Origin of the sequence: Arthrobacter sp. UNCCL28 (assembly GCF_900102805.1) — a bacterium.
Classification (GTDB): domain Bacteria; phylum Actinomycetota; class Actinomycetes; order Actinomycetales; family Micrococcaceae; genus Arthrobacter; species Arthrobacter nicotinovorans_A.
On the sequence record NZ_FMWE01000002.1, the window covers coordinates 264,165 to 288,053 of the forward strand.

23 protein-coding genes are annotated in these 23,889 nt (G+C 64.2%); 8 read left to right on the forward strand and 15 right to left on the reverse strand.

Annotated features, from left to right (window positions below; genetic code table 11):
• Positions 1-35 precede the first annotated feature (35 nt).
• The 7 genes from BLQ01_RS05880 to truB all read right to left on the reverse strand — a co-directional run bounded on the left by BLQ01_RS05880 (position 36) and on the right by truB (position 7,195).
• Positions 36-1,379 (reverse strand): M16 family metallopeptidase, encoded by a 1,344-nt coding sequence (locus tag BLQ01_RS05880; protein WP_026541551.1) that lies wholly within the window; start codon positions 1,377-1,379, stop codon positions 36-38.
• Positions 1,380-1,468: 89 nt separating this feature from the next.
• Positions 1,469-3,721 (reverse strand): polyribonucleotide nucleotidyltransferase, encoded by a 2,253-nt coding sequence (locus BLQ01_RS05885; protein WP_091550584.1) that lies wholly within the window; start codon positions 3,719-3,721, stop codon positions 1,469-1,471.
• A 238-nt stretch (positions 3,722-3,959) separates the two neighbouring features.
• Positions 3,960-4,229, reverse strand: a complete 270-nt coding sequence (gene rpsO, locus BLQ01_RS05890; RefSeq protein ID WP_026541549.1) for a 30S ribosomal protein S15 — start codon at positions 4,227-4,229, stop codon at positions 3,960-3,962.
• A gap of 159 nt (positions 4,230-4,388) precedes the next feature.
• Positions 4,389-5,372 (reverse strand): bifunctional riboflavin kinase/FAD synthetase, encoded by a 984-nt coding sequence (locus tag BLQ01_RS05895; RefSeq protein ID WP_026541548.1) that lies wholly within the window; start codon positions 5,370-5,372, stop codon positions 4,389-4,391.
• 88 nt (positions 5,373-5,460) lie between these two features.
• Positions 5,461-5,907: a hypothetical protein gene (locus BLQ01_RS05900; RefSeq protein ID WP_091550585.1), complete on the reverse strand. Its 447-nt coding sequence runs from the start codon at positions 5,905-5,907 to the stop codon at positions 5,461-5,463.
• Positions 5,908-5,909: 2 nt separating this feature from the next.
• Positions 5,910-6,263 carry a hypothetical protein gene (locus BLQ01_RS05905; protein ID WP_091550587.1) on the reverse strand — a complete coding sequence of 118 codons (354 nt, stop codon included), beginning with the start codon at positions 6,261-6,263 and terminating at the stop codon, positions 5,910-5,912.
• A 2-nt stretch (positions 6,264-6,265) separates the two neighbouring features.
• On the reverse strand, positions 6,266-7,195 hold the full coding sequence (gene truB / locus BLQ01_RS05910; protein ID WP_217638352.1) for a tRNA pseudouridine(55) synthase TruB: 930 nt from the start codon (positions 7,193-7,195) through the stop codon (positions 6,266-6,268).
• A 34-nt stretch (positions 7,196-7,229) separates the two neighbouring features.
• On the opposite strand from truB, the gene BLQ01_RS05915 reads away from it, so the two are divergent.
• Positions 7,230-8,384, forward strand: coding sequence for a pyridoxal phosphate-dependent aminotransferase (locus BLQ01_RS05915; protein WP_175493359.1), 1,155 nt, complete (start codon positions 7,230-7,232; stop codon positions 8,382-8,384).
• 27 nt (positions 8,385-8,411) lie between these two features.
• Here BLQ01_RS05915 and BLQ01_RS05920 read toward each other — a convergent pair whose 3' ends face one another.
• The 6 genes from BLQ01_RS05920 to rimP form a co-directional block, all read right to left on the reverse strand.
• Complete coding sequence (locus tag BLQ01_RS05920) at positions 8,412-8,894, reverse strand: nucleoside deaminase (RefSeq protein WP_091550593.1); 483 nt, start codon at positions 8,892-8,894, stop codon at positions 8,412-8,414.
• Positions 8,895-8,978: 84 nt separating this feature from the next.
• Positions 8,979-9,482 carry a 30S ribosome-binding factor RbfA gene (rbfA, locus tag BLQ01_RS05925; protein WP_091550594.1) on the reverse strand — a complete coding sequence of 168 codons (504 nt, stop codon included), beginning with the start codon at positions 9,480-9,482 and terminating at the stop codon, positions 8,979-8,981.
• 77 nt (positions 9,483-9,559) lie between these two features.
• On the reverse strand, positions 9,560-12,436 hold the full coding sequence (infB, locus tag BLQ01_RS05930) for a translation initiation factor IF-2 (protein WP_026541541.1): 2,877 nt from the start codon (positions 12,434-12,436) through the stop codon (positions 9,560-9,562).
• A gap of 152 nt (positions 12,437-12,588) precedes the next feature.
• Positions 12,589-12,930 (reverse strand): YlxR family protein, encoded by a 342-nt coding sequence (locus BLQ01_RS05935; RefSeq protein ID WP_223945063.1) that lies wholly within the window; start codon positions 12,928-12,930, stop codon positions 12,589-12,591.
• 197 nt (positions 12,931-13,127) lie between these two features.
• Positions 13,128-14,108 (reverse strand): transcription termination factor NusA, encoded by a 981-nt coding sequence (nusA, locus tag BLQ01_RS05940; protein ID WP_026541539.1) that lies wholly within the window; start codon positions 14,106-14,108, stop codon positions 13,128-13,130.
• Positions 14,108-14,719, reverse strand: a complete 612-nt coding sequence (rimP, locus tag BLQ01_RS05945) for a ribosome maturation factor RimP (protein ID WP_026541538.1) — start codon at positions 14,717-14,719, stop codon at positions 14,108-14,110. The genes nusA and rimP overlap by 1 nt, the downstream gene beginning before the upstream one ends.
• Positions 14,720-14,749: 30 nt before the next feature.
• Here rimP and BLQ01_RS05950 point away from each other — a divergent pair, with 30 nt between their 5' ends.
• From BLQ01_RS05950 to BLQ01_RS05965, 4 genes are read left to right on the forward strand one after another with little or no spacing between them, the layout of a single operon-like run.
• Positions 14,750-16,054: a ferritin-like domain-containing protein gene (locus BLQ01_RS05950; protein WP_091550596.1), complete on the forward strand. Its 1,305-nt coding sequence runs from the start codon at positions 14,750-14,752 to the stop codon at positions 16,052-16,054.
• 51 nt (positions 16,055-16,105) lie between these two features.
• Entirely contained in the window at positions 16,106-16,834 is a 729-nt protein-coding gene (locus tag BLQ01_RS05955) for a VIT1/CCC1 transporter family protein (protein WP_026541537.1), read from the forward strand.
• A gap of 35 nt (positions 16,835-16,869) precedes the next feature.
• Positions 16,870-17,892 carry an aminoglycoside phosphotransferase family protein gene (locus BLQ01_RS05960; RefSeq protein ID WP_091550597.1) on the forward strand — a complete coding sequence of 341 codons (1,023 nt, stop codon included), beginning with the start codon at positions 16,870-16,872 and terminating at the stop codon, positions 17,890-17,892.
• Positions 17,893-17,895: 3 nt separating this feature from the next.
• Entirely contained in the window at positions 17,896-18,672 is a 777-nt protein-coding gene (locus tag BLQ01_RS05965) for an aspartate dehydrogenase domain-containing protein (RefSeq protein ID WP_091550599.1), read from the forward strand.
• Between the two features lie 8 nt (positions 18,673-18,680).
• On the opposite strand, the gene BLQ01_RS05970 is transcribed toward BLQ01_RS05965, so the two are convergent.
• Together BLQ01_RS05970 and BLQ01_RS05975 are read right to left on the reverse strand one after the other, a co-directional pair.
• On the reverse strand, positions 18,681-19,478 hold the full coding sequence (locus BLQ01_RS05970) for a sulfite exporter TauE/SafE family protein (RefSeq protein ID WP_091550601.1): 798 nt from the start codon (positions 19,476-19,478) through the stop codon (positions 18,681-18,683).
• The gene (locus BLQ01_RS05975; RefSeq protein ID WP_091550602.1) at positions 19,475-21,286 is read right to left on the reverse strand and encodes a proline--tRNA ligase; all 1,812 of its coding nucleotides are present in this window, start codon (positions 21,284-21,286) and stop codon (positions 19,475-19,477) included. Before BLQ01_RS05975 ends, BLQ01_RS05970 begins: the two co-directional genes overlap by 4 nt.
• Before the next feature lie 464 nt (positions 21,287-21,750).
• Here BLQ01_RS05975 and BLQ01_RS05980 point away from each other — a divergent pair, with 464 nt between their 5' ends.
• The 3 genes from BLQ01_RS05980 to BLQ01_RS05990 are packed head-to-tail and all read left to right on the forward strand — an operon-like array spanning position 21,751 to position 23,884.
• Positions 21,751-22,500, forward strand: a complete 750-nt coding sequence (locus tag BLQ01_RS05980) for an ABC transporter ATP-binding protein (RefSeq protein ID WP_091550604.1) — start codon at positions 21,751-21,753, stop codon at positions 22,498-22,500.
• Positions 22,497-23,252, forward strand: a complete 756-nt coding sequence (locus BLQ01_RS05985; RefSeq protein WP_175493360.1) for an ABC transporter permease — start codon at positions 22,497-22,499, stop codon at positions 23,250-23,252. Before BLQ01_RS05980 ends, BLQ01_RS05985 begins: the two co-directional genes overlap by 4 nt.
• Positions 23,249-23,884, forward strand: a complete 636-nt coding sequence (locus tag BLQ01_RS05990; RefSeq protein WP_091550606.1) for a TetR/AcrR family transcriptional regulator — start codon at positions 23,249-23,251, stop codon at positions 23,882-23,884. The genes BLQ01_RS05985 and BLQ01_RS05990 overlap by 4 nt, the downstream gene beginning before the upstream one ends.
• The last annotated feature ends 5 nt before the right edge of the window (positions 23,885-23,889 follow it).

A 23,889-nucleotide genomic window follows, 5' to 3' on the forward strand; every position in this document is an offset into this window, starting at 1 on the left:
ATGCTGCCCTGCTGACAGTGGGTGAGTCCAGAGATTCAGAGGCCGAAGGTCTCGGTTTCCTCGAAAGGACCTACCACCGTGATGGTCCGGGGCGCCGCTGCGAGTTCGCGGGCCAGTTCCTGGACTTCCTCAACGGTGACAGCCTGGATCCGGGCAAGGGTTTCGTCAATGTCCTGGAACTCTCCGGAAACCAACTCTGCCCGGCCCAGCCGCGACATCCGGGACCCCGTGTCCTCAAGGGCCAGGACAATTCCACCGCTGAGCTGTCCCACAGCCTTGCGGAGTTCCTCCTCCGTGATGCCCTCCTTGGCAAGTTTCTCCAACTCCACACCCAGGAGGTCCAGCACTTGTCGGACCTTGGACGGCGTGCAACCCGCGTACATGCCAAAATACCCGGCGTCTGCGTAGGCGGCAGTGAAGGAATAGGTGGAGTACACCAGGCCGCGCTTTTCACGGATTTCCTGGAACAGCCGGGAAGACATGCCGCCACCCAGGACGGCGTTAAGCACGCTCATGACGAACCGGCGGTCATCGGTAGCCACGATAGTCGGGCAACCCATAATGATGTTGGCTTGCTCCACGGGACGTTTGACCACGTGGAGGCCCGAGGTTCCGCTGATGACAGCGCGTTCGGTTCCCCTGCGGTTCACCGGGGCAGCTTGGGGATCGAGCGTCCATCCCGCGGCAGTGAGGGCGTCAAGGACGAGGTCGCAGACCACGTCATGGTCGAGCCCACCGGCTGCGGTGATGACAAGTTCCTCCGGACGGTAGTAGCGCTGGTAGTGCGCCCAGACCGAATCCCTGGCCACAGCTTTGATGGCGTCCGGCGTTCCACCGATGGGTCGGGCCAGCGGGTGTTTGCCGAGGACAGCTTCGACGAATTTCTCGTGCGCAACATCCGTGGGGTCATCGCTGTCCATGGCGATTTCCTCCAGGATGACGTCGCGCTCCTGCTCCAGTTCAGCTGGATCCAGGACCGCTCCGGTGATCATGTCGGCAATGACGTCGATGGCCATGGGGAGATCGGTATCCAGGACCCTGGCGAAGTAGCACGTGCTTTCCTTCGCAGTGGCGGCGTTCGACTCCCCACCTACCTCGTCAAAAGCCGAGGCGATCTCCAAGGCGGTGCGTCGCTTGGTGCCTTTGAACAGCAAGTGCTCAAGGAAGTGGGTGGAACCGTGCTGGCCCTCCGCTTCATCGCGTGAACCCACTGCCACCCAGAACCCTATGGTGGCCGACCGTTGGCCGGGCATTGCCTCGGTCAGGACGCGCACTCCGCCGGGGAGGACCGAGCGCCGAACGACGGAACCGCCCTCGGCACCATGGATCAATTCGCCACCGGGAAGGGTTTGCTCCAGCGGCAGGGGTACGACAGTCATCAAGGCCTTTCAGGTTTTCAAGTTAAGGCCGGAAGGGCCGGTGGAGCTTTTTCAAGCCCACCGGCCCCGCCGGGTGTACTGCTTACAGACTACTCTGCGGACTCTTCAGCGGCCTCGGCCGGAGCGTCCTCAGAAGCTGCGCCTTCGTCCTCGGCAACAACCGGGGAGAGGGAAAGCTTGCCGCGGTCATCGATCTTGGTGATCTCGACCTGGACCTTCTGGCCCACGGAGACGACGTCATCAACGTTGTCCACGCGCTTGCCGTTTGCCAGCTTGCGGAGCTCGGAGATGTGCAGCAGGCCGTCCTTGCCCGGGGTGAGGGAGACGAAAGCGCCGAAGGTGGTGGTCTTGACGACCGTACCCAGGTAGCGCTCACCGATTTCCGGCACCTGCGGGTTGGCGATGGCGTTGATGGCGGAACGTGCTGCATCGGCAGACGGACCGTTGGTAGCGCCGATGTAGACCGTGCCGTCATCTTCGATGGAGATGTCCGCGCCCGTGTCTTCCTGGATCTGGTTGATCATCTTGCCCTTGGGGCCAATGACCTCGCCGATCTTGTCAACGGGGATCTTGACGGCGATGACGCGCGGAGCGAACTCGGAAAGCTCATCCGGGGTGTCGATCGCAGCGTTGATGACCTCGAGGATGTGCAGGCGGGCTTCGCGGGCCTGCTTCAGTGCTGCTGCCAGCACGGAAGCGGGGATGCCGTCGAGCTTGGTGTCCAGCTGGATGGCCGTGACGAACTCGGACGTACCGGCAACCTTGAAGTCCATGTCGCCGAAAGCGTCTTCGGCGCCGAGGATGTCGGTCAACGCTGCGTAGCGGGTCTGGCCGTCAACCTGGTCGGAAACCAGGCCCATGGCGATACCGGCAACTGCTGCCTTCAGCGGAACACCAGCGTTGAGCATGGAAAGGGTCGAAGCACAGACCGAGCCCATGGACGTGGAGCCGTTGGAGCTGAGGGCCTCGGATACCTGGCGGATGGCGTAAGGGAACTCTTCACGCGTCGGCAGAACCGGAACCAGGGCGCGCTCTGCAAGGGCACCGTGGCCGATTTCGCGGCGCTTCGGGGAACCGACGCGGCCGGTCTCACCGGTGGAGTACGGCGGGAAGTTGTAGTTGTGCATGTAGCGCTTGCGCGTTACCGGCGACAACGAGTCGATCTGCTGCTCCATCTTGAGCATGTTCAGCGTGGTGACACCCATGATCTGGGTCTCGCCGCGCTCGAAGATCGCGGAACCGTGAACGCGGGGCAGAACCTCTACCTCGGCGGTCAGCTGGCGGATGTCCGTCAGGCCACGGCCGTCGATGCGGATCTGGTCCTTGAGGATGCGCTGGCGCACAACCTGCTTGGTGACCGAGCGGAAAGCTGCGGACAGCTCCTTCTCGCGGCCTTCGAAGGTACCGGCAAGTGCGCCCAGGACTTCGTCCTTGAGCTCGTCGGAGGCGTTGTCGCGCTCCTGCTTGTCAGCGATCTGGAAGACAGCAGCCAGCTTGTCGGCGGCAGCGGCTTCAACAGCGGCGTAGACGTCGTCCTGGTAGTCCAGGAAGACCGGGAACTCAACCGTGGGCTTGGCGGCGCGTGCAGCCAGGTCCGCCTGTGCTTCGCAGAGTGCCTTGATGAACGGCTTTGCAGCCTCGAGGCCCTCGGAAACAACCTCTTCGGTAGGAGCGGTGGCGCCCTGTTCCTTGATGAGGTTCCAGGAGTTGTCCGTAGCTTCGGCTTCAACCATCATGATGGCGACGTCGTCGCCCGTGATGCGGCCGGCAACGACCATGTTGAAGACGGCGTTCTCGAGCTGGGAGTGCTTCGGGAAAGCAACCCACTGTGAACCCTGTTCGTCGGCGATGAGGGCAACGCGGACGCCACCGATCGGGCCGGAGAACGGAAGGCCGGAAAGCTGCGTGGACATCGAGGACGCGTTGATCGCGACGACGTCGTAGAGCTCGTCGGGGTTGATCGCCAGGACGGTGACGACGATCTGGACCTCGTTGCGCAGGCCCTTGACGAATGCGGGGCGCAGCGGACGGTCCATCAGGCGGCAAGCGAGGATGGCTTCGGTGGACGGGCGGCCTTCGCGGCGGAAGAACGAGCCCGGGATGCGGCCGGCAGCGTACATACGCTCTTCGACGTCAACCGTCAGCGGGAAGAAGTCGAAACCTTCGCGCGGCTGCTTGCCTGCGGTGGTTGCCGAAAGCAGCGCGGTGTCTTCGTCGATGTAGACCATCGAAGCGCCGGCTGCCTGCTTGGCAAGGCGGCCGGTTTCGAAGCGAATGACGCGCTTGCCGAAACGGCCGTTGTCGATAATGGCTTCGGAGAACTGGATTTCGGGACCCTCCATAGAGAGTCACCTCCGTTTCTGTTAGCGGAAGTCCGCCGCATCAACCCAGGCCTCTTCTTTTTTCCTGGCCTGTACGACACCCGGTCATCGATCGAGATCCACGGGCCAACCGTCAACGGTTGCTCCCGGGAATCACTACCGAGGACCGCGAATGCGCGATGCGGTTGATTCCTGTTTTTAGTTGTTGGTGAAGAAGGCGGCCCGTTCCGTGAGGGACCGGGCCGCCCCTAAAGTCAGACTAGCGACGCAGGCCGAGACGCTCGATGAGCGCACGGTAGCGGGCGATGTCGGTGTTCTTCAGGTAGGTAAGCATGCGCTTGCGACGACCAACCATGGCCAGCAGACCGCGCTGGGTGTGGAAGTCGTGCTTGTGCTCCTTCATGTGCTCAGTCAGATCCTTGATCCGCTGGGTCAGGACTGCAACCTGCACCTCGGGCGAACCGGTGTCGCCTTCAGAGGTTGCGTATTCCTTGATGATGGACTGCTTTACAGCGGCTTCAAGTGCCACGTGAACTCCTAGAGTTGTGCCGTGCCTCCCGGTGCAGCGCCTCGCTGACGGGTTGCCCTTGTGGCGTCGCCGCACACAAAAACAGGTCCAGCCGCCACGGACTGCAGCCGGATCCACTCATTAGTTTACCGGCAGGCCGGCAGTGTTGTCGAAATGCCCTTAGCCACGGCCAAGGAGCTCATGGGCCTGGGCCACATCCAGGCACATTTGCTCAACCAATGCCTCTGGCCCTGTGTACGCCACCATGCCCCGCAAGCGCTGGGTGAATTCAACGGCGACGGTTTGGCCGTAGAGGTTGAAGTCCTCCACTTTTTCCTCGGGCCGGTCGATCACGTGGGCTTCGACCTGACGGCTGACGCCATCGAACGTGGGGTTGGAACCCACGGATATGGCCGCCGGCCACCGCGTCCCGGACTGGTCGATCAGCCAGCCGGCATAGATTCCGTCCGCAGGAACGTATCCCGTGGAGTCGTGGGAGAGGTTGGCGGTGGGAAATCCGAGGTCGCGGCCGCGGGCAGCGCCGTGGACTACCTCCCCGCGCATGCGGTGGGGCCTGCCCAACACTGCTGCTGCGGTTACGACGTCACCTTCAGACAACGCCTCCCGCACCCAGGTTGAGGAACAGCGGCGGTCGGCATCGCCGTCGTCGTGTACCGGGGAGCCGCCTGCACCATACTCATTGACTACCTGGACGCTGAACCCGAGCCGGCCTCCCAGCTCCTGCATGGTTACGACGTCACCGGCATTGCCTGCTCCGAAGCGGAGATCGTGCCCCACCACGAGATGCGCGGCGTGGAGTCCTTCGACCAAGACCTCCTGGACAAACTCCAGTGGCGTCATTGCCGCAAGGTCGAGGGTGTACTTCATGACCAACACCGCATCCACGCCGGTATCGCCGAGGGCCTCAAGTTTGTCCTGGAGCCCCATGATGAGTTCCGGGGCAGATTCGGGCCTGTGCACTTGCGCGGGGTGGGGATCGAACGTCACCGCTACCGAGGGAATGTTGTGCCGCTTTGCCGTATCGGTCAACTGCGACAGAACGTGCTGGTGGCCACGATGGACGCCGTCAAAGTTCCCGATGGTAACGACAGTAGGTCCGAAGTCCTTGGGGACTTCGGTGGGATCGTTCCAGATGTGGACCATCAACCTCGCCTTTTACTGCAGATGTTCATTGCGCCCGGCAACCTCCCGGCGCCGGAACATTCTAAGGTTACCCGCTGGGGTGTTTGACTCAGGACGGCCGGCGCTTGTTCAGCCACAGAAGGCCCAGGATCGGCAGCACCAGCGGGACGAAGCCATAACCGCGGCCAAAGAGGGACCAAACAGTGTCGTGGGGGAAAGCGACGGGATCAAAGAGGCTGATGGCGCCCACCACCAGCACTCCCACAAGTTCCGTAAGGACAGCGGCGACGGAGACCTTGAACCAGGTGCGGCCGGGCTTGGCCAGCGAAATGGTGGCGATGATATACACGACGGCGGCGAACGCCGACAGAATATGCGCCAACGGAGCTTCGGCAAACTTGGTGGCGATCTGGTAGCCGGCACGAGCCGTAGCGGAGAGCGCGAACACCGCGTACACAGCGATCAGCAGGCGGCCAGGTCCGGTGTTCCTGGTGTCCTTCTGCTGCGGGTTTGCCGGGTTGGTCTCGGTTCCAGTCACGTTGCGTTCTTCCTTCAAGGTCAGTACCAGATCTGGTTCATGCGGGCGCCCATGACGAGCACGGTTACTCCCACGGCGGCCAGGACGAAGTTGCTCCAGCGTGTTCGTTCCAGGATGGCCCAGTAGACAGCACCCAAGGGAATCATCAGGGCGGTCGCGAGGTAGCCCCAGAACTCCCAGGCCTCACCGGCAATCTGCTCGCCTGTGGCTACCCGGACTATCGACCCCACCAAATAGACCAGGAGGACCAATTCGACGGCGAGCACGGAGTAGATGGTGGGATCGTTCGGGGCCTTCTTCATCAGGCCCGCTACAAGGCACATGATGGTGGACACCAATCCGACGATCAGGATGGCATAGAAGTATCCGTCCATGGTTACTCCGCCTTCCCTGCACCCGAGCCGGTTCCAGGAGCGAAGACCAGCACGGGTTTGGCGAAGCTTCCGGTATCAGCCAGCAGCGCTACCAACTCCCCCGAGGGCGCAAACGCCGCCGCAGGGTTCACGGCCGTTGCCGCCTCCGGCGTTCCGGCTCCAGGTCCGGCAGCAATACGGCGGCCAAAGGAAATTTCCGTGGTTTCTTCCTCGGTCAGTTCCCGGTTGGGCATGAGGGCCCGCGCCGCCTGGGACATCTCCAGGACGTTCAGTTCCTCTGCCAGTTCTTCCAAGGTGCGGGCCTGGTCCAGCGTGTACGGACCCACCTGCGTCCTGCGCAAGGCGGTGAGATGGCCGCCGACACCCAGGTCATTGCCGAGGTCGCGGGCCAAGGCCCTGATGTACGTACCGGAAGAACACTCCACGGTGACATCGACGTCTACTACCCTGCCGCCGTCGACCCTTTCCACCGAGTGGACTTCGAAGCGATGGATGGTGACCGGGCGGGCTGCAAGCTTTACTTCCTCACCGGACCGGACGCGGGCATAGGAGCGTTCGCCGTTGACTTTGATGGCACTGACGCTGCTGGGAACCTGCTGGATGGGGCCGGTCAATGCGGCCACGCCCGCAGCGATGCCATCATCGGTGACATCTGCCGCGCTCCGGCTTTCGGTGACCTCGCCTTCGGCGTCATCGGTGATGGTGGTTTCGCCCAGCCTGATGGTGGCAGTGTAGGTCTTGGACGTGCCCACGATGTAGGTCAACAGGCGCGTGGCCTTGTTGATGCCAAGTACCAGGACACCGGTAGCCATGGGATCCAGGGTTCCCGCATGCCCCACTTTCCGGGTACCAGCCAGCCGCCGCATCCGGCCAACCACATCGTGGCTGGTCCATCCCTGCGGTTTGTCAACGATTACCAGTCCAGAAAGCACGCTTACCAGTATATGGGTGGCTAGGATGGCTCCCATGCCTGAGCTTGCCCCGCACGTCCGCGACGTCCCCGTGAACCAGATCCGCGAGATCACCGAAGCCGCCTGGTCCACCCCCGGAGCGATCGTCCTCAGTATTGGAGAACCGGGCTTTGCACTCCCCCGGCACGTTTTGGACGCCGGCATTGCCTGCCTGGACAGGGACGAGACCAATTACACACCGAACGCCGGAATTCCCGCACTCCGCGCAGCCTTCGCAGCCCGCTTCCGGGAGCAGCAAGGCGTGGACATCGGTCCGGAGCGGGTCTATGTGGTCGATGGCGCCCAGCAGGGCCTGCACTTCGCCATGAGCCTTCTCCTCGCTCCCGGGGACGAGATCCTCATCCCTAATCCCGGCTACCCCACGTTCGCCATGACCAGCCGCCTCCTGCACGCCGTGCCGGTGGAGTACCCGCTGTATCCACAGAATGACTTCCAGCCACACATCGAGGACATTGAAGCCCTCATTACGCCACGGACGCGCGTCATCATGCTGAACTCTCCGTCCAATCCCCTGGGCGCGGTCATCAGCGAAGAGACCACGCGCCAGCTGGTGGAGCTGGCTGTCCGGCACGACCTCTGGATCATTTCGGACGAGTGCTATGAAGCCTTCACCTTCGATGTCCCGCATGTCAGTCCTGCCCGTTTTGACAGCGACATCACCGGCGAAGCCCGCGTTTTCACTTCCTTGACGCTGTCCAAGACGTACGGCCTGACAGGCCTGCGGATCGGGGCGTTGGTCTGCCCGCCCGGGCTGGAGCAGAAGATGAACAACGTCATGGAGTCGATCGTCTCCTGCGTGGCTTCGCCCTCCCAGTACGCCGCCTTGGCTGCGCTCACTGGTCCCCAGGATTACGTTTCCCACGCACGCGACCATTACCGGAGCAACCGCGATGCAGCCTCCGCTGTGCTCTCAGCCAAGGGAATCCCGTTTCTGGGAGCACAGGGGGCGTTTTATTTGTGGGCAGACGTCTCCCACGTCAGTGGCGGCGACGTCAGGACCTGGGTACGTGCCTTCCTCGCGGAATCAGGCGTGTCTTTCGCGCCGGGAACGGCGTTCGGCTCCATCGGTGAAGGGTGGATCCGCATCGCCCTCTGCGGCGGGCAACAGGACCTGCTCGACGGCGTCAGCCGGCTCCCGCGCAGGGTCTAGTTTCCGGTGGGTTCAGGGCACCGGGGCTCAGTACGCTGTTCGGCGGGAGTGGTTCAGCCAGGCGTCGAAGGGGTCACCTGACGCTGGCAACTCCGCGTGCTCTACCGGCAGCAGCCCAGGCCTGGTGCCGGCGAAGTATTCATAGAACACAGCGTCATCGAAACCTGCCCGTGCGGCACCATGCCTGTCCGCGGCGAAGTAGACATGGCCGATCCTGGCCCAGAGAGTGGCGGACAAGCACAGAGGGCAAGGCTCGCAGCTGGCGTAGAGAACAGACCCCGTGAGGTCGAACCGCTGCGTTGCAGCCGCTGCCCGGCGGATCGCCACGACTTCGGCGTGGGCGGTGGGGTCGTGATCGCGGGTAACCCGGTTGACCCCCTCATGGACGGTGCCGTCCGCGGTGACCACGACGGCGCCGAAAGGACCACCGCCGTCGGCGACGTTCTTCACCGCCAGCCTGATTGCGCGGTTCAGGTATTCATCACGTTGCTGAGCACTGTGCGCCGACATGCTCCGATCCTAACGAGTTTTAAGACAACAGATGCCCCCAAGAAGTCTTCTTGGGGGCATCGGCTGCACAAAAACCCTAAGGCTTTAGCGGTTGGCGTCTTCGTCGAGTTCTTTGTCGCCGGAGAGATCAGTGTCCTCTTCGTCGAAATCGTCCTCATCGATGTCCTCAGGGGCGTCGCCCTTGTAGGGGTCGGCCTCGCCGGCGTGCTTGGCGCTGGCAGCGAGTGCCGCCACCTCGGCGTCGCGACGCTTGGCTTCGCGGAGCAACTCCTCAAGGTTCGAGGCGTTGACCGGAATCTGGTCCGCTACAAACTCAAGCGTCGGCGTCAGCCGGACGGTGATGTTGCGGCCGACTTCCTGCCGAAGCACACCCTTTGCCTTCTCCAAGGCGCGGGCAGCATCAGCCTGGGCTACCTCATCACCGAAGACGGTGTAGTAGATGGTGGCATGCTGAAGGTCATTGGTGACGCGGGCGTCGGTGACCGTGATGGACTCGACGCGCGGGTCCTTGACCCTGCGACCGAGGGCCTCAGCGACGACGACCTTAATCCGCTGTGCCAGTTTGGCAGCGCGTGCGGGATCAGCCATGACTTCCTCCTGGAAAGTAGAAACGGGGACGGAACGGGTCCGCCGGGGCTACCCGACGGACCCGCTCCAAACGGAACCTAGACGCGCGGCTTCTCGCGCATTTCGAAGGTCTCGATGATGTCGCCTTCAGTGATGTCGTTGAAGGAGCCAAGACCGATACCACACTCGAAGTCGGTACGGACTTCGGTGGCGTCATCCTTGAAGCGCTTGAGCGTCTCAACGGTGAGGTTGTCACCGATGACCTTGCCGTCGCGGCTGACACGTGCCTTGGTGTTACGGCGGATGATGCCCGTGCGGACGATCGAGCCTGCGATGTTGCCGAACTTGGAAGAACGGAAGACTTCGCGGACCTCGGCAGTACCGAGCTGGACTTCTTCGTATTCCGGCTTGAGCATGCCCTTGAGAGCCATCTCAATGTCATCGATTGCTGCGTAGATGACCGAGTAGAAGCGCATGTCCACGCCTTCACGGTCAGCAAGTTCAGCAACACGCTCGGCCGGCTTGACGTTGAAGCCGATGATGATGGCGTTGTCCACCGTTGCCAGGTTGACGTCGTTCTGCGTAATGGCACCCACACCGCGGTGGATGACACGGAGCTGAACGTCGTCGTCTCCGACGTCGATCTTGAGCAAGGCGTCTTCGAGGGCTTCCACGGCACCGGACACGTCACCCTTGAGGATGAGGTTGAGGGTATCGATCTTGCCTTCGGCAACGGCCTGGTCGAAGTCTTCCAGGCTGATGCGCTTGCGACGCTTGGCCAGTGCGGCGTTGCGGTCGGCAGCTTCACGCTTCTCAGCGATCTGGCGGGCCGTACGCTCGTCCGGGGTCACCAGGAAGGTGTCACCTGCACGCGGCACGTTGGACAGGCCGAGGACCTGGACCGGGCGGGACGGCAGCGCGACATCGAGTGCCTCGCCGTTCTCGTCGAACATGGCGCGGACGCGGCCGTGAGCCGTACCGGCCACGATCGTGTCGCCCACAGCCAGGGTTCCGGACTGGACCAGGACGGTAGCAACAGCACCGCGGCCCTTGTCCAGGTTCGCTTCGATGGCAATGCCTCGAGCGTCCTTGTCCGGGTTGGCGCGCAGATCCAGTGCGGCATCGGCCGTCAGCAGGACAGCGTCGATCAGTTCGTCGATGTTGAGGTTCTGGCGTGCAGAGACCTCAACGAACATGGTGTCGCCACCGTATTCTTCCGGAACCAGTCCGTACTCGGTCAGCTGGCCCTTGACCTTGTCAGGGTTGGCGCCTTCCTTGTCGATCTTGTTCACTGCGACGACGATCGGCACGTTTGCTGCCTGGGCGTGGTTGAGTGCTTCCACCGTCTGCGGCATAACGCCGTCGTCGGCTGCGACAACCAGGATCGCAATATCGGTGACCTTGGCACCACGTGCACGCATGGCCGTGAAGGCCTCGTGACCGGGGGTGTCAATGAAGGTGATGTCGCGGGCCGTGCCCTCGTGGACGTGGCTGATCTGGTAAGCACCGATGTGCTGGGTGATACCACCGTGCTCGCCGGCCACAACGTTCGAGTTGCGGATGGCGTCCAGCAGGCGGGTCTTACCGTGGTCGACGTGGCCCATGACGGTGACAACCGGTGCGCGGGCCTCAAGGACGTCGTCGCCTTCGGCGTCGAGTTCGTCCTGGATGTTGATGTCGAACTGGTCCAGCAGCTCGCGCTCTTCGTCCTCGGGGGAAACAACCTGGAGCTTGTAGCCGAGTTCGGCGCCAAGCAGGCCAAAGGTGTCCTCATCCAAGGACTGGGTAGCCGTCGCCATTTCACCAAGGTGGAACAGCACGGTCACCAGCGAAGCCGGGTTCGCGTCAATCTTCTCGGCGAAGTCCGTGATGGACGAGCCACGACGCAGGCGGATGATGGTCTCGCCATCGCCGCGGGGTACTGATACGCCGCCCAGCGACGGAGCACTCATCTGCTCCAGTTCCTGGCGCTTTGCACGCTTCGACTTGCGCTGCTTGCCACGACCGGCGCCGCCCTTGCCGAAGGCACCCTGGGTGCCACCGCGACCGCGGCCACCCTTGCCGAAGCCACCGCCGGCGGGAGCACCGCCACCGGTACCTGCACCAGGTGCGCCACCGGGACGACCGGGTCCGCCACCGGGACGGCCTGCGCCACCCGGACGGCCTGCGCCACCGGGAGCCGGACGCTCAGTGCGGTTGGGCATCATGCCCGGGGTAGGACGGTTTCCAGCACCGGGACCACCGGCGGGACGCGGTGCGCCCGGACGGGGTGCGCCGGGACGCGGTGCGCCCGGACGGGGGCCGCCTGTACCTGCTGCGGGACGGGGTCCGCCTGCGCCGGCCGCGGGACGCGGACCACCGGGACGTTCACCGTCGTTGCGGCGTTCGCCGCGGGGCATGCCCTGCGACGGAGCGAAGGGGTTGTTGCCCGGACGCGGCGGACGATCTCCGTCGCCGCCACGGCCGCGGGGCATGCCCTGCGAGGTAGCAAACGGGTTGTTGCCCGGACGGGGACCGCCGGGACGCGGAGCCTGGCCACCTTGACGTGCCGGAGCCGGGGTCTCTGCCTTGGGGGCAGGACGGGCGCCGGGCTTGGCCGAAACCGGAGTGGACGCCGCGGGAGCAGCAGGTGCCGCCGGAGCCGAAGCTGCGGGGGCCGCAGGTGCTGCCGGAGCGGGAGCTGCCGGAGCCGGGGCTGCAGGTGCGGGGGCCGGAGCCTTCGGCGCTGCGGGACCCGGAGCCGGAGCTGCCGGACGGGATGCTGCGGGACGGTTGGCCGCCGGAGCGGCTGCGGGGGCGGCGGCCTTGGCGGCACCGGCACCCGGGTAGGCGTCGCGAAGCTTCTTCACGACGGGGGCCTCGATGGTTGACGAGGCGGAGCGAACGAATTCGCCCAATTCCTGCAGTTTGGTTACTGCATCTTTGGAAGTGATACCGAGCTCTTTGGCGAGCTCATGTACGCGGACCTTGGCCACATTTCTCCTGTCTCGGTCCGCACCGAGCCAGGCACGAACCGTCTACTTCTTACTGCGGGCCTTCGCCGCTTGCGCGATTGAAAGGCCCATTGCAGAGCGCAACAAAGTTGTCATCGTTACGCACTCATCGCTGGGAACTCATCGGGTTTCCATCAGTTTTCTGACCCGCTTTCAGGTTTGGACGGTTTTCCCGTGGTGGCCTGGGCCTCCACAAGTGGCGTGCCGCGCATCAGGTAACGTTCGACGGCGTCCGTTTCGGCAGCGCCCGCAAGGGCCCTTCCGAAAGCACGCCGCTTGATCGCCAATGCCAAGCACTTTTCGCTGGGGTGCAGCCAAGCACCCCTGCCAGCCATCCGGCGTCGTTCATCCACCAGGACAGCGGACGAACCGCTGCCTTGGGCGACGAGCCGGACAAGCTCGGACCGGGAGCCTTGCTTCCGGCATCCGATGCACGTACGAACAGGCCCGTGGCCGTGTTCAAGCAGTTCAGCCACGACGTGTCCAACCTGCCTTACGTTACTGGCGCCCGGCTTGCCCCATTGCTGCACATGCAGCTGGGGCACGCCAAAGCGCGCGGATACCGGAGGTAAGCCCGGTTCCATCTATTCTAGCCCCCAGCCGCCGGTCTCCCGAAACCAAGGGCACCGCAAGCGCGGCGCGGAACCGGCGGCATCAGCCGCCGGCCAGGGCGCTAGTCGACCTTTACCGGAGCGGCGTCGGAGATGATGTCGATGCGCCAGCCGGTCAGCTTTGCCGCGAGCCGGGCGTTCTGGCCTTCCTTGCCGATGGCCAGTGAAAGCTGGTAATCGGGAACCACTACACGGGCCGAGCGGGTTGCCTCGTCAGTGATAGTGACCGAATTCACCCGTGAGGGCGACAACGAGTTGGCAATAAAGGTTGCGGGGTCGTCACTGAAGTCAACGATGTCGATCTTTTCGTCATTCAGTTCAGTCATGACGGCCCGGACCCGCGAACCCATTTCGCCGATGCATGCACCCTTGGCGTTGATGCCGGGCGCATTGGCCTTGACCGCGATCTTTGTACGGTGGCCGGCTTCACGTGCCAGGGCAACGATCTCCACGGAGTGGTCGGCGATTTCCGGAACTTCCATTTCGAACAACTTGCGGACCAGCCCGGGGTGCGAGCGGGAAAGCGTGATGGAAGGACCCTTGGCACCGCGGTGGACATCCACCACGAAGGCACGCAGGCGGCTTCCGTGGAGGTACTTCTCTCCGGGGACCTGCTCGGGCGGCGGCAGCAGTGCCTCCACCGATCCGAGGTTGACCTGGATCATGTGCGGGTTGTTGCCCTGCTGGATCATGCCGGCCACGAGCTCGCCTTCACGTCCCTTGAACTCGCCTAGCACGTTGTCGTCCTCCACGTCGCGAAGACGCTGGAGGATGATCTGGCGTGCCGTGCTGGCCGCGATGCGGCCAAACCCGGCCGGGGTGTCCTCGAACTCGCCGATGGGCTCGCCGTCGTCGTCGATCTCAGTGGCCCAGATGGTCACGTGGCCGCTCTTGCGGTCCAACTCCGCGCGCGCCTTCTCGAAGGCGCCGGGCGTCTTGTGGTACGCCACCAGCAAAGCTTGCTCGATGGTGGGAATCAGGAGATCCAGCGGGATTTCACGCTCACGCTCCAGGAGTCTCAGTGCGCTCATGTCAATATCCATTAGGCCTCCTCAGAAGGTCCGTTGTGCTCGTCTTCCAGCGCAGCCTCGTGGAGGTGGCTGAATTCAATCTCGACTTTTCCTTGGCGGATCCTGTCGAAAGGAATAGTGATGGGGTCGCCCTGCTTGGGCTTCATGCCCTTCTTGACTTCATGCTCAGGGATCAGCGTCACGCCGTCGTCCTCCACGGAGGCGATGCGTCCCAGCAGGTTCTCCCCCTGGATCACGTTGACCCGGACCATGCGTCCGCGGGCCCGGTGCCAGTGCCGCGGTTCGGTCAGCGGGCGGCTGACGCCCGGAGAAGAAACCTCGAGGTCATACGGGCGTCCGTCATCGTGGGGATCGTTGTCCAGGATGTCGGACAGTCCGCGCGAGACCTCTGCAATGGCGTCAAGGCTGACACCGCCGGTTTGTTCCTGCGGCAAGTCCACGACGACGTGGACAGTGCGGTGGGAACCGGCAACGTGGATGGAAACATCCTCGAGGTAGAGCCTGCTGGCAAGGACAGCCGGTTCAAGCAGGGCTTTGAGCCTGCTTTCTTCCGGGTTGTGGATGGTGGCCGTTGAGTTCGATTCAGAACGGTGTGTTGAAGTCGTGGCTTCCGAGTCACTCACGTTGCCCGCCGCCTCCCGATAGATGTTGTTGTGACTACTAGCCTAACGATTTTCCCGGGAACATGGTGCACGGACTTCGCCGCCCACGTGACACCATGGTCTGTTGTGAATGGGGAGACAAGCGAAAAACGACGAACACCGCCCTGGGGCCGGGTGCTGCTTATTGCCCTGGTGGCGTTGCTCGTGGCAGGGACCGGAATCGTGCTTATTCCGCGTGATTCCGGCACTCCCCCGGTGGTTCCCATCTCTGAAACGGCCCGAGCCAGAGCTTTGGAGGACACCCTGCGGCTTCGTGAAACCGCGGCCGCGTTGCCTCCACAAGGCGCTCCGGATGCGTCGCGGGCGGCCCTCGCGGACGCTGTGACATTGCTGACAACCCAGGCTCAGGCCCTCCTGGTGGTCCCGGAAGCCACTCCCACCGGACCTCCTGTTTCACCGCAGGCCACAGCCGGTTCCAGCACCCGTGCCGCCTTCATTGCCGAGCTGGGCGCCAGCGGCACGCAGCGCCTGGCCGATGCCCGCGAGTCCGACGGCGGCATCGCGCGGCTTCTCGCCGCCGTCGGATCCGCACAAGTGCTGGAAGCTGAAAAGCTGGCCGGCGCTTGGGAATTGCCGGTCCCCACGCCACCGGCATCGCAAACCCCTGCAGCAACACCGCCTGCAGCAACACCGCCCCCAGCCACACCGCCCGCCGCGTCCTGCCCCTCGGCAAGCCCAACACCGGAGCCGGAGTCCGCTACTACAGATACAGCCCTGGCAGCCACAGTCCGCATGCACCAGGAAGCCGTCTACGCCTACCAGGTGGCCCTGAAACGGCTGGACGCCGCAGCCGCCCGCACCGCCGTCAAAGCCCTTGCAGACCACGAAGTGTTGCTCCAGCAAGTGGAGGCGCTGACCCGCGCCAACTGCGGGGACGTACCAGCCACCGAAGCCGGCTACAGGCTTCCGGGACAGTTCACCAAGGACCCCGCCAGCGCGTTGGCAGCGTTGGAAACCTCGGCGCTTCCGGTGCTTGGCGACCTCGTTGCACTCTCCACGGCTGAAACCCGTACATGGGCCGTGGACGGGCTCCTGGCCGCTGCCCGCAGGAGCCTGGGATGGGGCGCGGATGTTCCGGCCTTGCCCGGGCTGGCGCTCGACGCCGGGGACTTGCCGCCGCTGCCCGCGCCCGGTCCGGCGTCGGGTCCGGCTTCCAGCACCAGCACGGCTGGCACCACCACCGCCGGCACCAACACGCCCAGCACCAGCACGCCCGCCACCAGCACGCCCAGCACCACCACGCCCGGCACCAACACGCCCGGCACCAGTAAGGACGTTCCCAGCCGGGCCGGATAGGCCAGCCTATCCATGCTGGCCAACGTCCTCCCCCGGTGCTTGGCTTGGAGCATGGCTTCCACCGACACCGCCACCGTGCACGAGAACGAACCCCACCGGGATGACCTGGCGCACCGGTTGAACTGGTTGCGGGCCGGGGTCCTGGGCGCCAATGACGGGATCGTGTCCGTTGCCGCGATCGTGGTAGGCGTGGCCGGCGCCTCCACCAACACCGGCAACATCCTTGCCGCCGGCGCTGCCGGCCTGGTGGGCGGTGCCATTTCCATGGCTTTGGGTGAATACGTCTCAGTCAGCAGCCAGAGTGATACCCAGAAGGCCCTGATCGAGAAGGAACGCAGGGAACTGGCCGAGCAGCCCGAGGACGAACTCAACGAGCTGGCCGCCATCTACGAATCCAAGGGGCTCAGTGCGAAGACAGCACGGACGGTAGCCGAAGAACTGACTGAACACGACGCCCTGGCCGCCCACCTTTCGGCGGAATTGAACATCCACCAGGACGACATCGTGAGTCCATGGAACGCGGCTTTGGCTTCTGCGGTGGCGTTCACGTTGGGAGCCATACTGCCACTGCTGGCCATCCTCCTGCCCCCGCCGGAGTTGCGGGTGCCGCTGACATTTGCGGCCGTACTGCTGGCGTTGGCGATCACAGGAGTAGTCGGCGCATGGATTGGTGGCGCTCCCCGGTTCCGTGCGGCCTTCCGGGTGGTGCTTGGCGGCGCCCTTGCCCTGGCTGCCACGTTCTCCATTGGAACCCTCTTGGGCGCCAGCGGCGTTTTCTAGGGTCCGCGGCCAGCCCGCAGAGTTAGGCTGATCGCGTGACCCTTCACGCGATCATTCCGATTCCGGGCGACCTCCACGCCCGGTACAACCGCGACTCCGCGGGGCGTGACTGGCTGGCCAGCCTTCCGGGGCTCGTCGCCGGCGCCTTGGACCGGTGGAATCTCTCAGTAGACCTCGCACCCGGCTCCGAACCCTGGAACGGCCATGGGGCCTTGGTGGTTCCTGTCCTTCGGGACGGCGTGCCGCTGGCCCTGAAGATCGCGTTCCCGCATGACGAGGCACAGGTGGAACGCCACGCCCTGGCGCTCTGGGATGGCCACGGCGCAGTGGACCTGGTGGCAGCAGATGCGTCCAGTTGCTCCCTGCTCCTTGAACGGCTGGACGCCTCCGGCTGGCTCCAGGACGCTCCCATGGACCACGCGCGGGACGCCTGGAGCGCGGTCATGAGACAACTCTCCATCCAACCCGACGAACGCCTTGAATGGCGGGCGTTTGACCATGTGGCCGCAACAGCCGAGCGGTGGACCGATGAGCTGCCGGCGGAATGGGAACGCCTGGACCGTCCCTTCCCACGATGGCTCCTTGAAGCTGCCTTGGAAGTGTGCCAGACCCGCGGCGCCGTGGGTCGTCGTTCCGGCACGGATGTGCTGGTCCACACTGATCTTCACTTCATGAACATCCTTGCTGTCCCCGCGGAAAACCGGGCATCGCGTGGCGATTACCTGGCCATAGATCCGCAGCCACAGATCGGCGAGGCCGAGTTCGCCGTCGCACCGGTTCTGTGGAACCGGATCCAGGACCTCTCCCGCACCGCTCCGCAAGAGGCTTTGAGGGAGCGCTGCCACGACTTCAGCGTCGCTGCCGGGCTGGATCCGGAGGCCGCCCGGCAGTGGAGTGTTGCCCGGGAGGTGGAGAACGCCCTCGGATATGCGTCCAGCCCGCGCCACTTCGGAGACCTTGCCCGTTCCCTGTGGGTCGCAAGTACTCTCACCGGCAAAACCCTCGGCGACCTCCCCAAGCCCCATGATCTCCCTGATCCCGGCGCCTCCGCGGACTAGGCCATGGCACTTGGAGTTGCACTGATCGGATCCGGGGCCATCGGCTCGCGCATCGCCGAACTGCTAGACGCCGGGACCGCCCCTGGCGTCAGCCTCACCGGAGTGGTTCCCCACGGCGATGCAGGTACCGGCTTCAGTTTCGCCGACGCTCTGGAGTCCGCTGATGTGGTGGTCGAATGCGCAGGCGTCGCCGCAGTTGCCGAGTTCGGACCACGCGCCATCAGGGCCGGCAAAGACCTGCTGGTAACTTCGATCGGTGCATTATGCGAACCCGTGCTGCGTACCACCCTGCTGGAGGGAGGTCCCGGCCGGACTTTCCTCACCACCGGCGCCCTGGGCGGACTGGACGCCATCACGGCCGCCCGCGCAGGAGGAACCATCCACCGCATCACCTTGGAATCGCGGAAACTTCCCGCAGCCTTGGTGCAGCCCTGGATGGACGGCGGGACCAAGGAACGGCTCCTTGGAACTACCGGCCCATTGGAGCTTCTGCGGGGCGGACCGGCCGAACTGATCAAGGCCTTCCCCAAATCCACCAATGTGGTCTCCGCGCTCGCCCTGGCAGCAGGCAGCTGGGACGTGGTGGAGGCGGTCCTCATTGCGGATCCTGCCGCACACCGGACCGCCCACCATGTGGTTGCCGAAACCAGCCTGGGTACGTTCGATATCTGCGTCACCAACGAGGCATCCCCCGGCAACCCGGCGTCGAGCGCCTTGGTTCCCCACGCCGTCGTCCGCGGTTTGAAGTCGCTGGCCAACGCCAGCGGAACATTTATCTGACGCGGGAATCAGGCGGCGAAGTTCTCATTCCAGACGTCCATGCCGAGCTTGATGATCAACGCCGCCACGACGATCAGGAACACAACGCGCACAAAACCGCTGCCCCGGGCTACGGCGGTGCGGGCGCCAAGATAGCCACCTGCCATGTTGGCAAGGCCCAGGACAAGCCCCACGCCCCATAGCAAAGAGCCGTGGGGAAGAAAGAAGATCAGCGCGCCGGCGTTGGTGGCCATATTGACGATCTTGGCCTTGGCACTGGCTTCGAGGAAGGCGTAGCCCATGGCCGAAACCAGGGCGATCACCAGGAAAGAGCCGGTGCCGGGGCCAATGAGGCCGTCGTAGAAGCCAATTACGGCACCGATGAGGCAGGCTACGACGTAGTGCTTATGGCCGTCGTGCCTGAGGGCAGTCAGCTCACCGGCACTGGGTCGCAATGCTGTGAAAACGGCGACGGCGATCAATGCCACCACGATGATGGGCTTGAACACGCTGGCCGGCAGCGATGCAGCCAGGATGGCTCCGCCGAAGCTTCCCGCCAACGCGATGACCGCCATGGGCACAGCCGTCTTGAGGTCCGGTCCCACACGCCGGTAGTACGTCGCGGCGCTGGTAGTGGTGCCGAAAATCGACCCCATCTTATTGGTGGCCAAAGCCTGAACCGGCGTGATGCCTGGAACCAGCAGCAGGGCGGGGAGCTGAATCAGTCCCCCGCCCCCTACCACGGCATCCACCCAGCCGGCGGCGAATCCAGCCACCACAATCAGGATGAGAGTGGTGAGCTGGATTGATTCGAAGCCGGAAATCACCGGTTTCGTACGGCGTTGACCACGTAATCCACGGCCTTGTCCACCGCGATGTTCTCCGCTTCGCCGCTGCGGCGGTCCTTGACTTCCACAACACCGTCCACCAGTCCCCGGCCAACGGCCAGGATGGTGGGCACGCCAACGAGTTCGGCGTCGCCGAACTTCACGCCGGGAGAGACCTTGGGACGGTCATCGAAAATGACATCCAGGCCGGCAGCTTCGAGCTCGGCGGAGAGCTTTTCAGCGGCGTCGAAGATCTCATCCCCACGGCCGACGGCCACCACATGGACGTCTGCCGGAGCCACGGAGCGCGGCCACACCAGACCCCGGTCGTCGTGGTTGGCTTCAGCCAAGGCGGCCACGGCACGGGTGACACCGACGCCGTAGGAACCCATGGTGACTACCTGCTGCTTGCCGTTCTGGTCCAACACCTTCAAGTCCAGCGCGGCGGCATACTTGCGGCCAAGCTGGAAGATGTGGCCCATTTCGATGCCGCGGGCGGTCTCCAGCGGACCGGATCCGTCCGGGGCGGGGTCACCGGCACGGACTTCGGTACTCTCGATGACGCCGTCCCAGGTGAAGTCGCGTCCGGCGACAAGCCCGAAGACGTGCTTGCCATCAGCGTTGGCACCGGTGATCCAGCTGGTACCGGAAACCACGCGGGGGTCCACCAGGAACAACACCTTCGAGGTACCTTCCAGGCCAAGGACGGGCTCGTCCAGGGACAGTCCGGGGCCGATGTAGCCCTTGACCAGCCACGGCAGCCTCTTGAGGTCCTCTTCGTTGGCAGCTTCAAGGCCGATTTCACCGGCAACGGGCAGGTGGGAGCCAATGTTGGCTTCCACGCGTTTGAGGTCCACCCCGCGGTCACCGGGAACGCCGATCACTACGATCTGGCGCTCACCCGTGGGAAGCGTCACGGCAAGGACAACGTTCTTAAGCGTGTCGGCGGCAGTCCAGGCGCCGGCGTCGGACCCGCTGCGGGGAGCCAACTGGTTGGCAGCCTCCACCAAGGTATCGATGGTCGGCGTGTTCGGAGTGTCCAGTACTTCGGCGGCCGGAGCGTTGCTGAAGTCGATCTCCTGGGGAACCACGGTGGTCACGGCCTCGACGTTGGCGTAGTAACCCCCGGCAGAGCGCACGAACGTGTCCTCGCCGATCTCGGTGGGGAACAGGAACTCTTCGCTCTTGGATCCACCCATGGCGCCTGCGGTGGCGGCTACGGGGATGACTTCCAGGCCGAGGCGGGCGAAGATCTTCAGGTACGCGCCGCGGTGGGCGGCGTAGCTTGCATCCAGGCCGGCGTCGTCGATGTCGAACGAGTAGGAGTCCTTCATGATGAACTCGCGGCCGCGGAGGAGCCCTGCCCGCGGGCGGGCTTCATCGCGGTACTTGTTCTGGATCTGGTAAAGGCTCAGCGGCAGATCCTTGTACGAGGAGTACAGGTCCTTCACCAGGAGCGTGAACATTTCCTCGTGCGTCGGCGCCAGGAGGTAATCAGCGCCCTTGCGGTCCTGGAGACGGAAAAGGCCTTCGCCGTACTCGGTCCAGCGGTTGGTGGCTTCGTAGGGCTCACGGGGCAGCAGCGCCGGGAAGTGGACCTCCTGGGCACCAATGGCGGCCATTTCCTGGCGGATGATCTCTTCGACCTTCCGCAGGACGCTCAGTCCCAGCGGCAGCCACGTGTAAATGCCGGGAGCGGCGCGGCGGATGTAGCCGGCACGGACCAGGAGCTTGTGGCTGGCGACCTCGGCGTCAACGGGATCTTCACGCAGGGTGCGCAGGAATAACTGGGAAAGGCGAAGGACCACGGGTACGTATCCGTTTCTATGGCAGATGTGGCAAAAACAACTGTCTACTAATCTACCGGCTGCCCACACACAGAAGAGCCACGCCCTCGCATGTGGAAGCCCCTGGCCGCGACGGGCTGGTCATCCTGCGATGGCGTGGCTCAACGGCCGGCCGGCCGCAGACTCTGTCCTGGGACTAGATCGCCGTTCCCTCCAGCGGAACGGGATCAACTGCGGCTGGGAAGCATGGGTCACTGCCGAGCTCACGGGCGGCTTGGGCGCCAAGGACGCCCGTCAAGGTCATGTTCATGAGTCCCCCTCTGCCACCCGCACCCCAACGACACGGCTTGGGTAGAACCTATGTGATCGCGGACACATTTTCAAGGATGCGGCCATCCGGTCGAGCCACCATTGACTGGCCCCGGGCAGCGGATTTACCGTTAATTCATCAGTTGGTGAATTTCTGGAGCCTACGGGAGGCCCGCATGCCGCCGCTTACGACAGCCATCACTGCCAGTGGCCTCCACGTCTCGCGTGGGCGGACCCCCATTCTCCACGGCCTCGACTTCTCGGTCGGATCCGGACGGATCACGGGCCTGCTCGGCCCCTCCGGCAGCGGCAAAACCACCCTGATGCGGGCCATCGTCGGTGTGCAAAAGACGACGCGCGGTACCCTGTCGGTCCTCGGGCTGCCTGCCGGCAGTCCCGCGCTCAGGCACGACGTCGGATACGTCACCCAGGGTGCCAGCGTCTATGCGGACCTGAGCGTCGAAGCCAATGTCCGGTACTTCGGCGCCATGCACAACGCAACAGCGGCGGATGCTGCCGGGGCGATTGCCGCCGTCGGGCTCACATCCCTGGCGCGGCGCAAGGCCGCGGACCTCTCGGGCGGGCAGTTCAGCCGCGTATCCCTCGCCTGCGCACTGGTGGCACATCCCCGGCTGTTGATCCTGGACGAGCCCACGGTGGGCCTTGATCCCGTATTGCGGGCCGAACTTTGGGAGCGCTTCGCGGCAATGGCGGCCTCCGGTACAACGTTGGTCGTCTCCAGCCATGTCATGGAAGAAGCCTCACATTGCTCCTCACTGCTCCTGCTGCGCGAGGGCTTGCTCCTGGCCCAACTCACTCCCGCTGAACTGGCTGAACGCGGCCACAACAGCGATCTGGAACGGGCATTCCTGACCATCATCAAAGCCGCTGACCGCGGCCAGGAAGAAAGTCCGGTGGCCTCATGAACCCCCGCATAACCTTTGCCACGGCCGCCCGCGTCCTTGGACAGCTGCGGCACGATCACCGCAGCGTCGCCCTCATCCTCGTGGTCCCCGCGCTGTTGCTCGCAGCCGTCTACTTCCTCTTCGAAAACGAAAACCTGCCACCGGGGTTTCCACGCACCTTCGACCGCGTGGGGCTGATGATGCTCGCCATCTTTCCGTTCGTGGTGATGTTCCTGGTCACCTCCATCACCATGCTCCGCGAACGGACCTCCGGAACGTTGGAGAGGCTGCTGACCACTCCCATCCACAAGGCCGACCTCCTCTTCGGCTATGCAGTTGCCTTCTCCATCATGGCCGCGCTGCAGTCCGTCGTGGCAACGGCTGTGGCTTACTGGATCTTCAACCTCGACATCAAGGGGAGTCCGGGATTCGTGGTGTTGATCGCCGTCATCAACGCCGTGCTCGGCGTAGCCCTGGGCCTGCTGTGTTCGGCCTTTGCCCGCACCGAGTTCCAAGCAGTGCAGTTCATGCCCGTAGTAGTGGTCCCGCAGATCCTGCTCTGCGGCTTGTTCGTAGCCCGTGAGGACATGAACCAGGTCCTGGAACGGATCTCAGGGGTCCTGCCGCTGACGTTTTCCGTAGACGCGCTAAAGGAAATTGCCGGTAACACCGAAGCGACTGCGGCGATGTGGCAAGACGCCGCGGTGATGGGCGGGATCGTGGTGGGTGTCCTCGTCCTGGCCTCGTTGACGTTGCGCAGGCAGACCCGATGAACCTGCCCCACGCACGGCGGGGGCGCCGAAGCGCCGGTGACCACTCAAGGGAGGGCATCCTTGCTGCGGCGCGGAAGTTGTTCGCCGAGCAAGGATTCGATGGGACCAGCCTCCGTCAGGTGGCCCGTGAAGCATCGGTTGACCCGGCCATGGTGCACCACTTTTTCGGCGGTAAAGACGAGCTTTTTGCCGCCTGCGTAGAATTGCCCGCCGACCCGGCCGAGGTGCTGGCCGACGTCGAAACCATGGACCCTGCGGCGAGGGCCGAGGCAATTGCCAGGGCGGTGCTCCGGCTGTGGGAAAGCCCCGCACAGCACGGATTGGTCGCTTTCGTCCGTGGAACCATCGGCTCGACGTCGAAGACCGCATTGCTGCGCGGAATGGTGGAGCGGACAATATTGTCGCGCATCATGGCCGGCATGCCGGGACCGTCCGCGGAATTGCGGCTGCGGGGGAATCTGGTGGCCACGCAGGTTGTGGGGCTCATGCTGGTCCGTTACGTAATACGGCTCGAACCCTTGGCCTCCGCCGATCCCGAGGACGTGGTGCGCTTGGTGGCACCCACCCTCCAGCGCTACCTCACCGGTCCCTTGGACTCCTCCACAAGGCTATGCAGAGGTGGGGACGGCTGATGTGA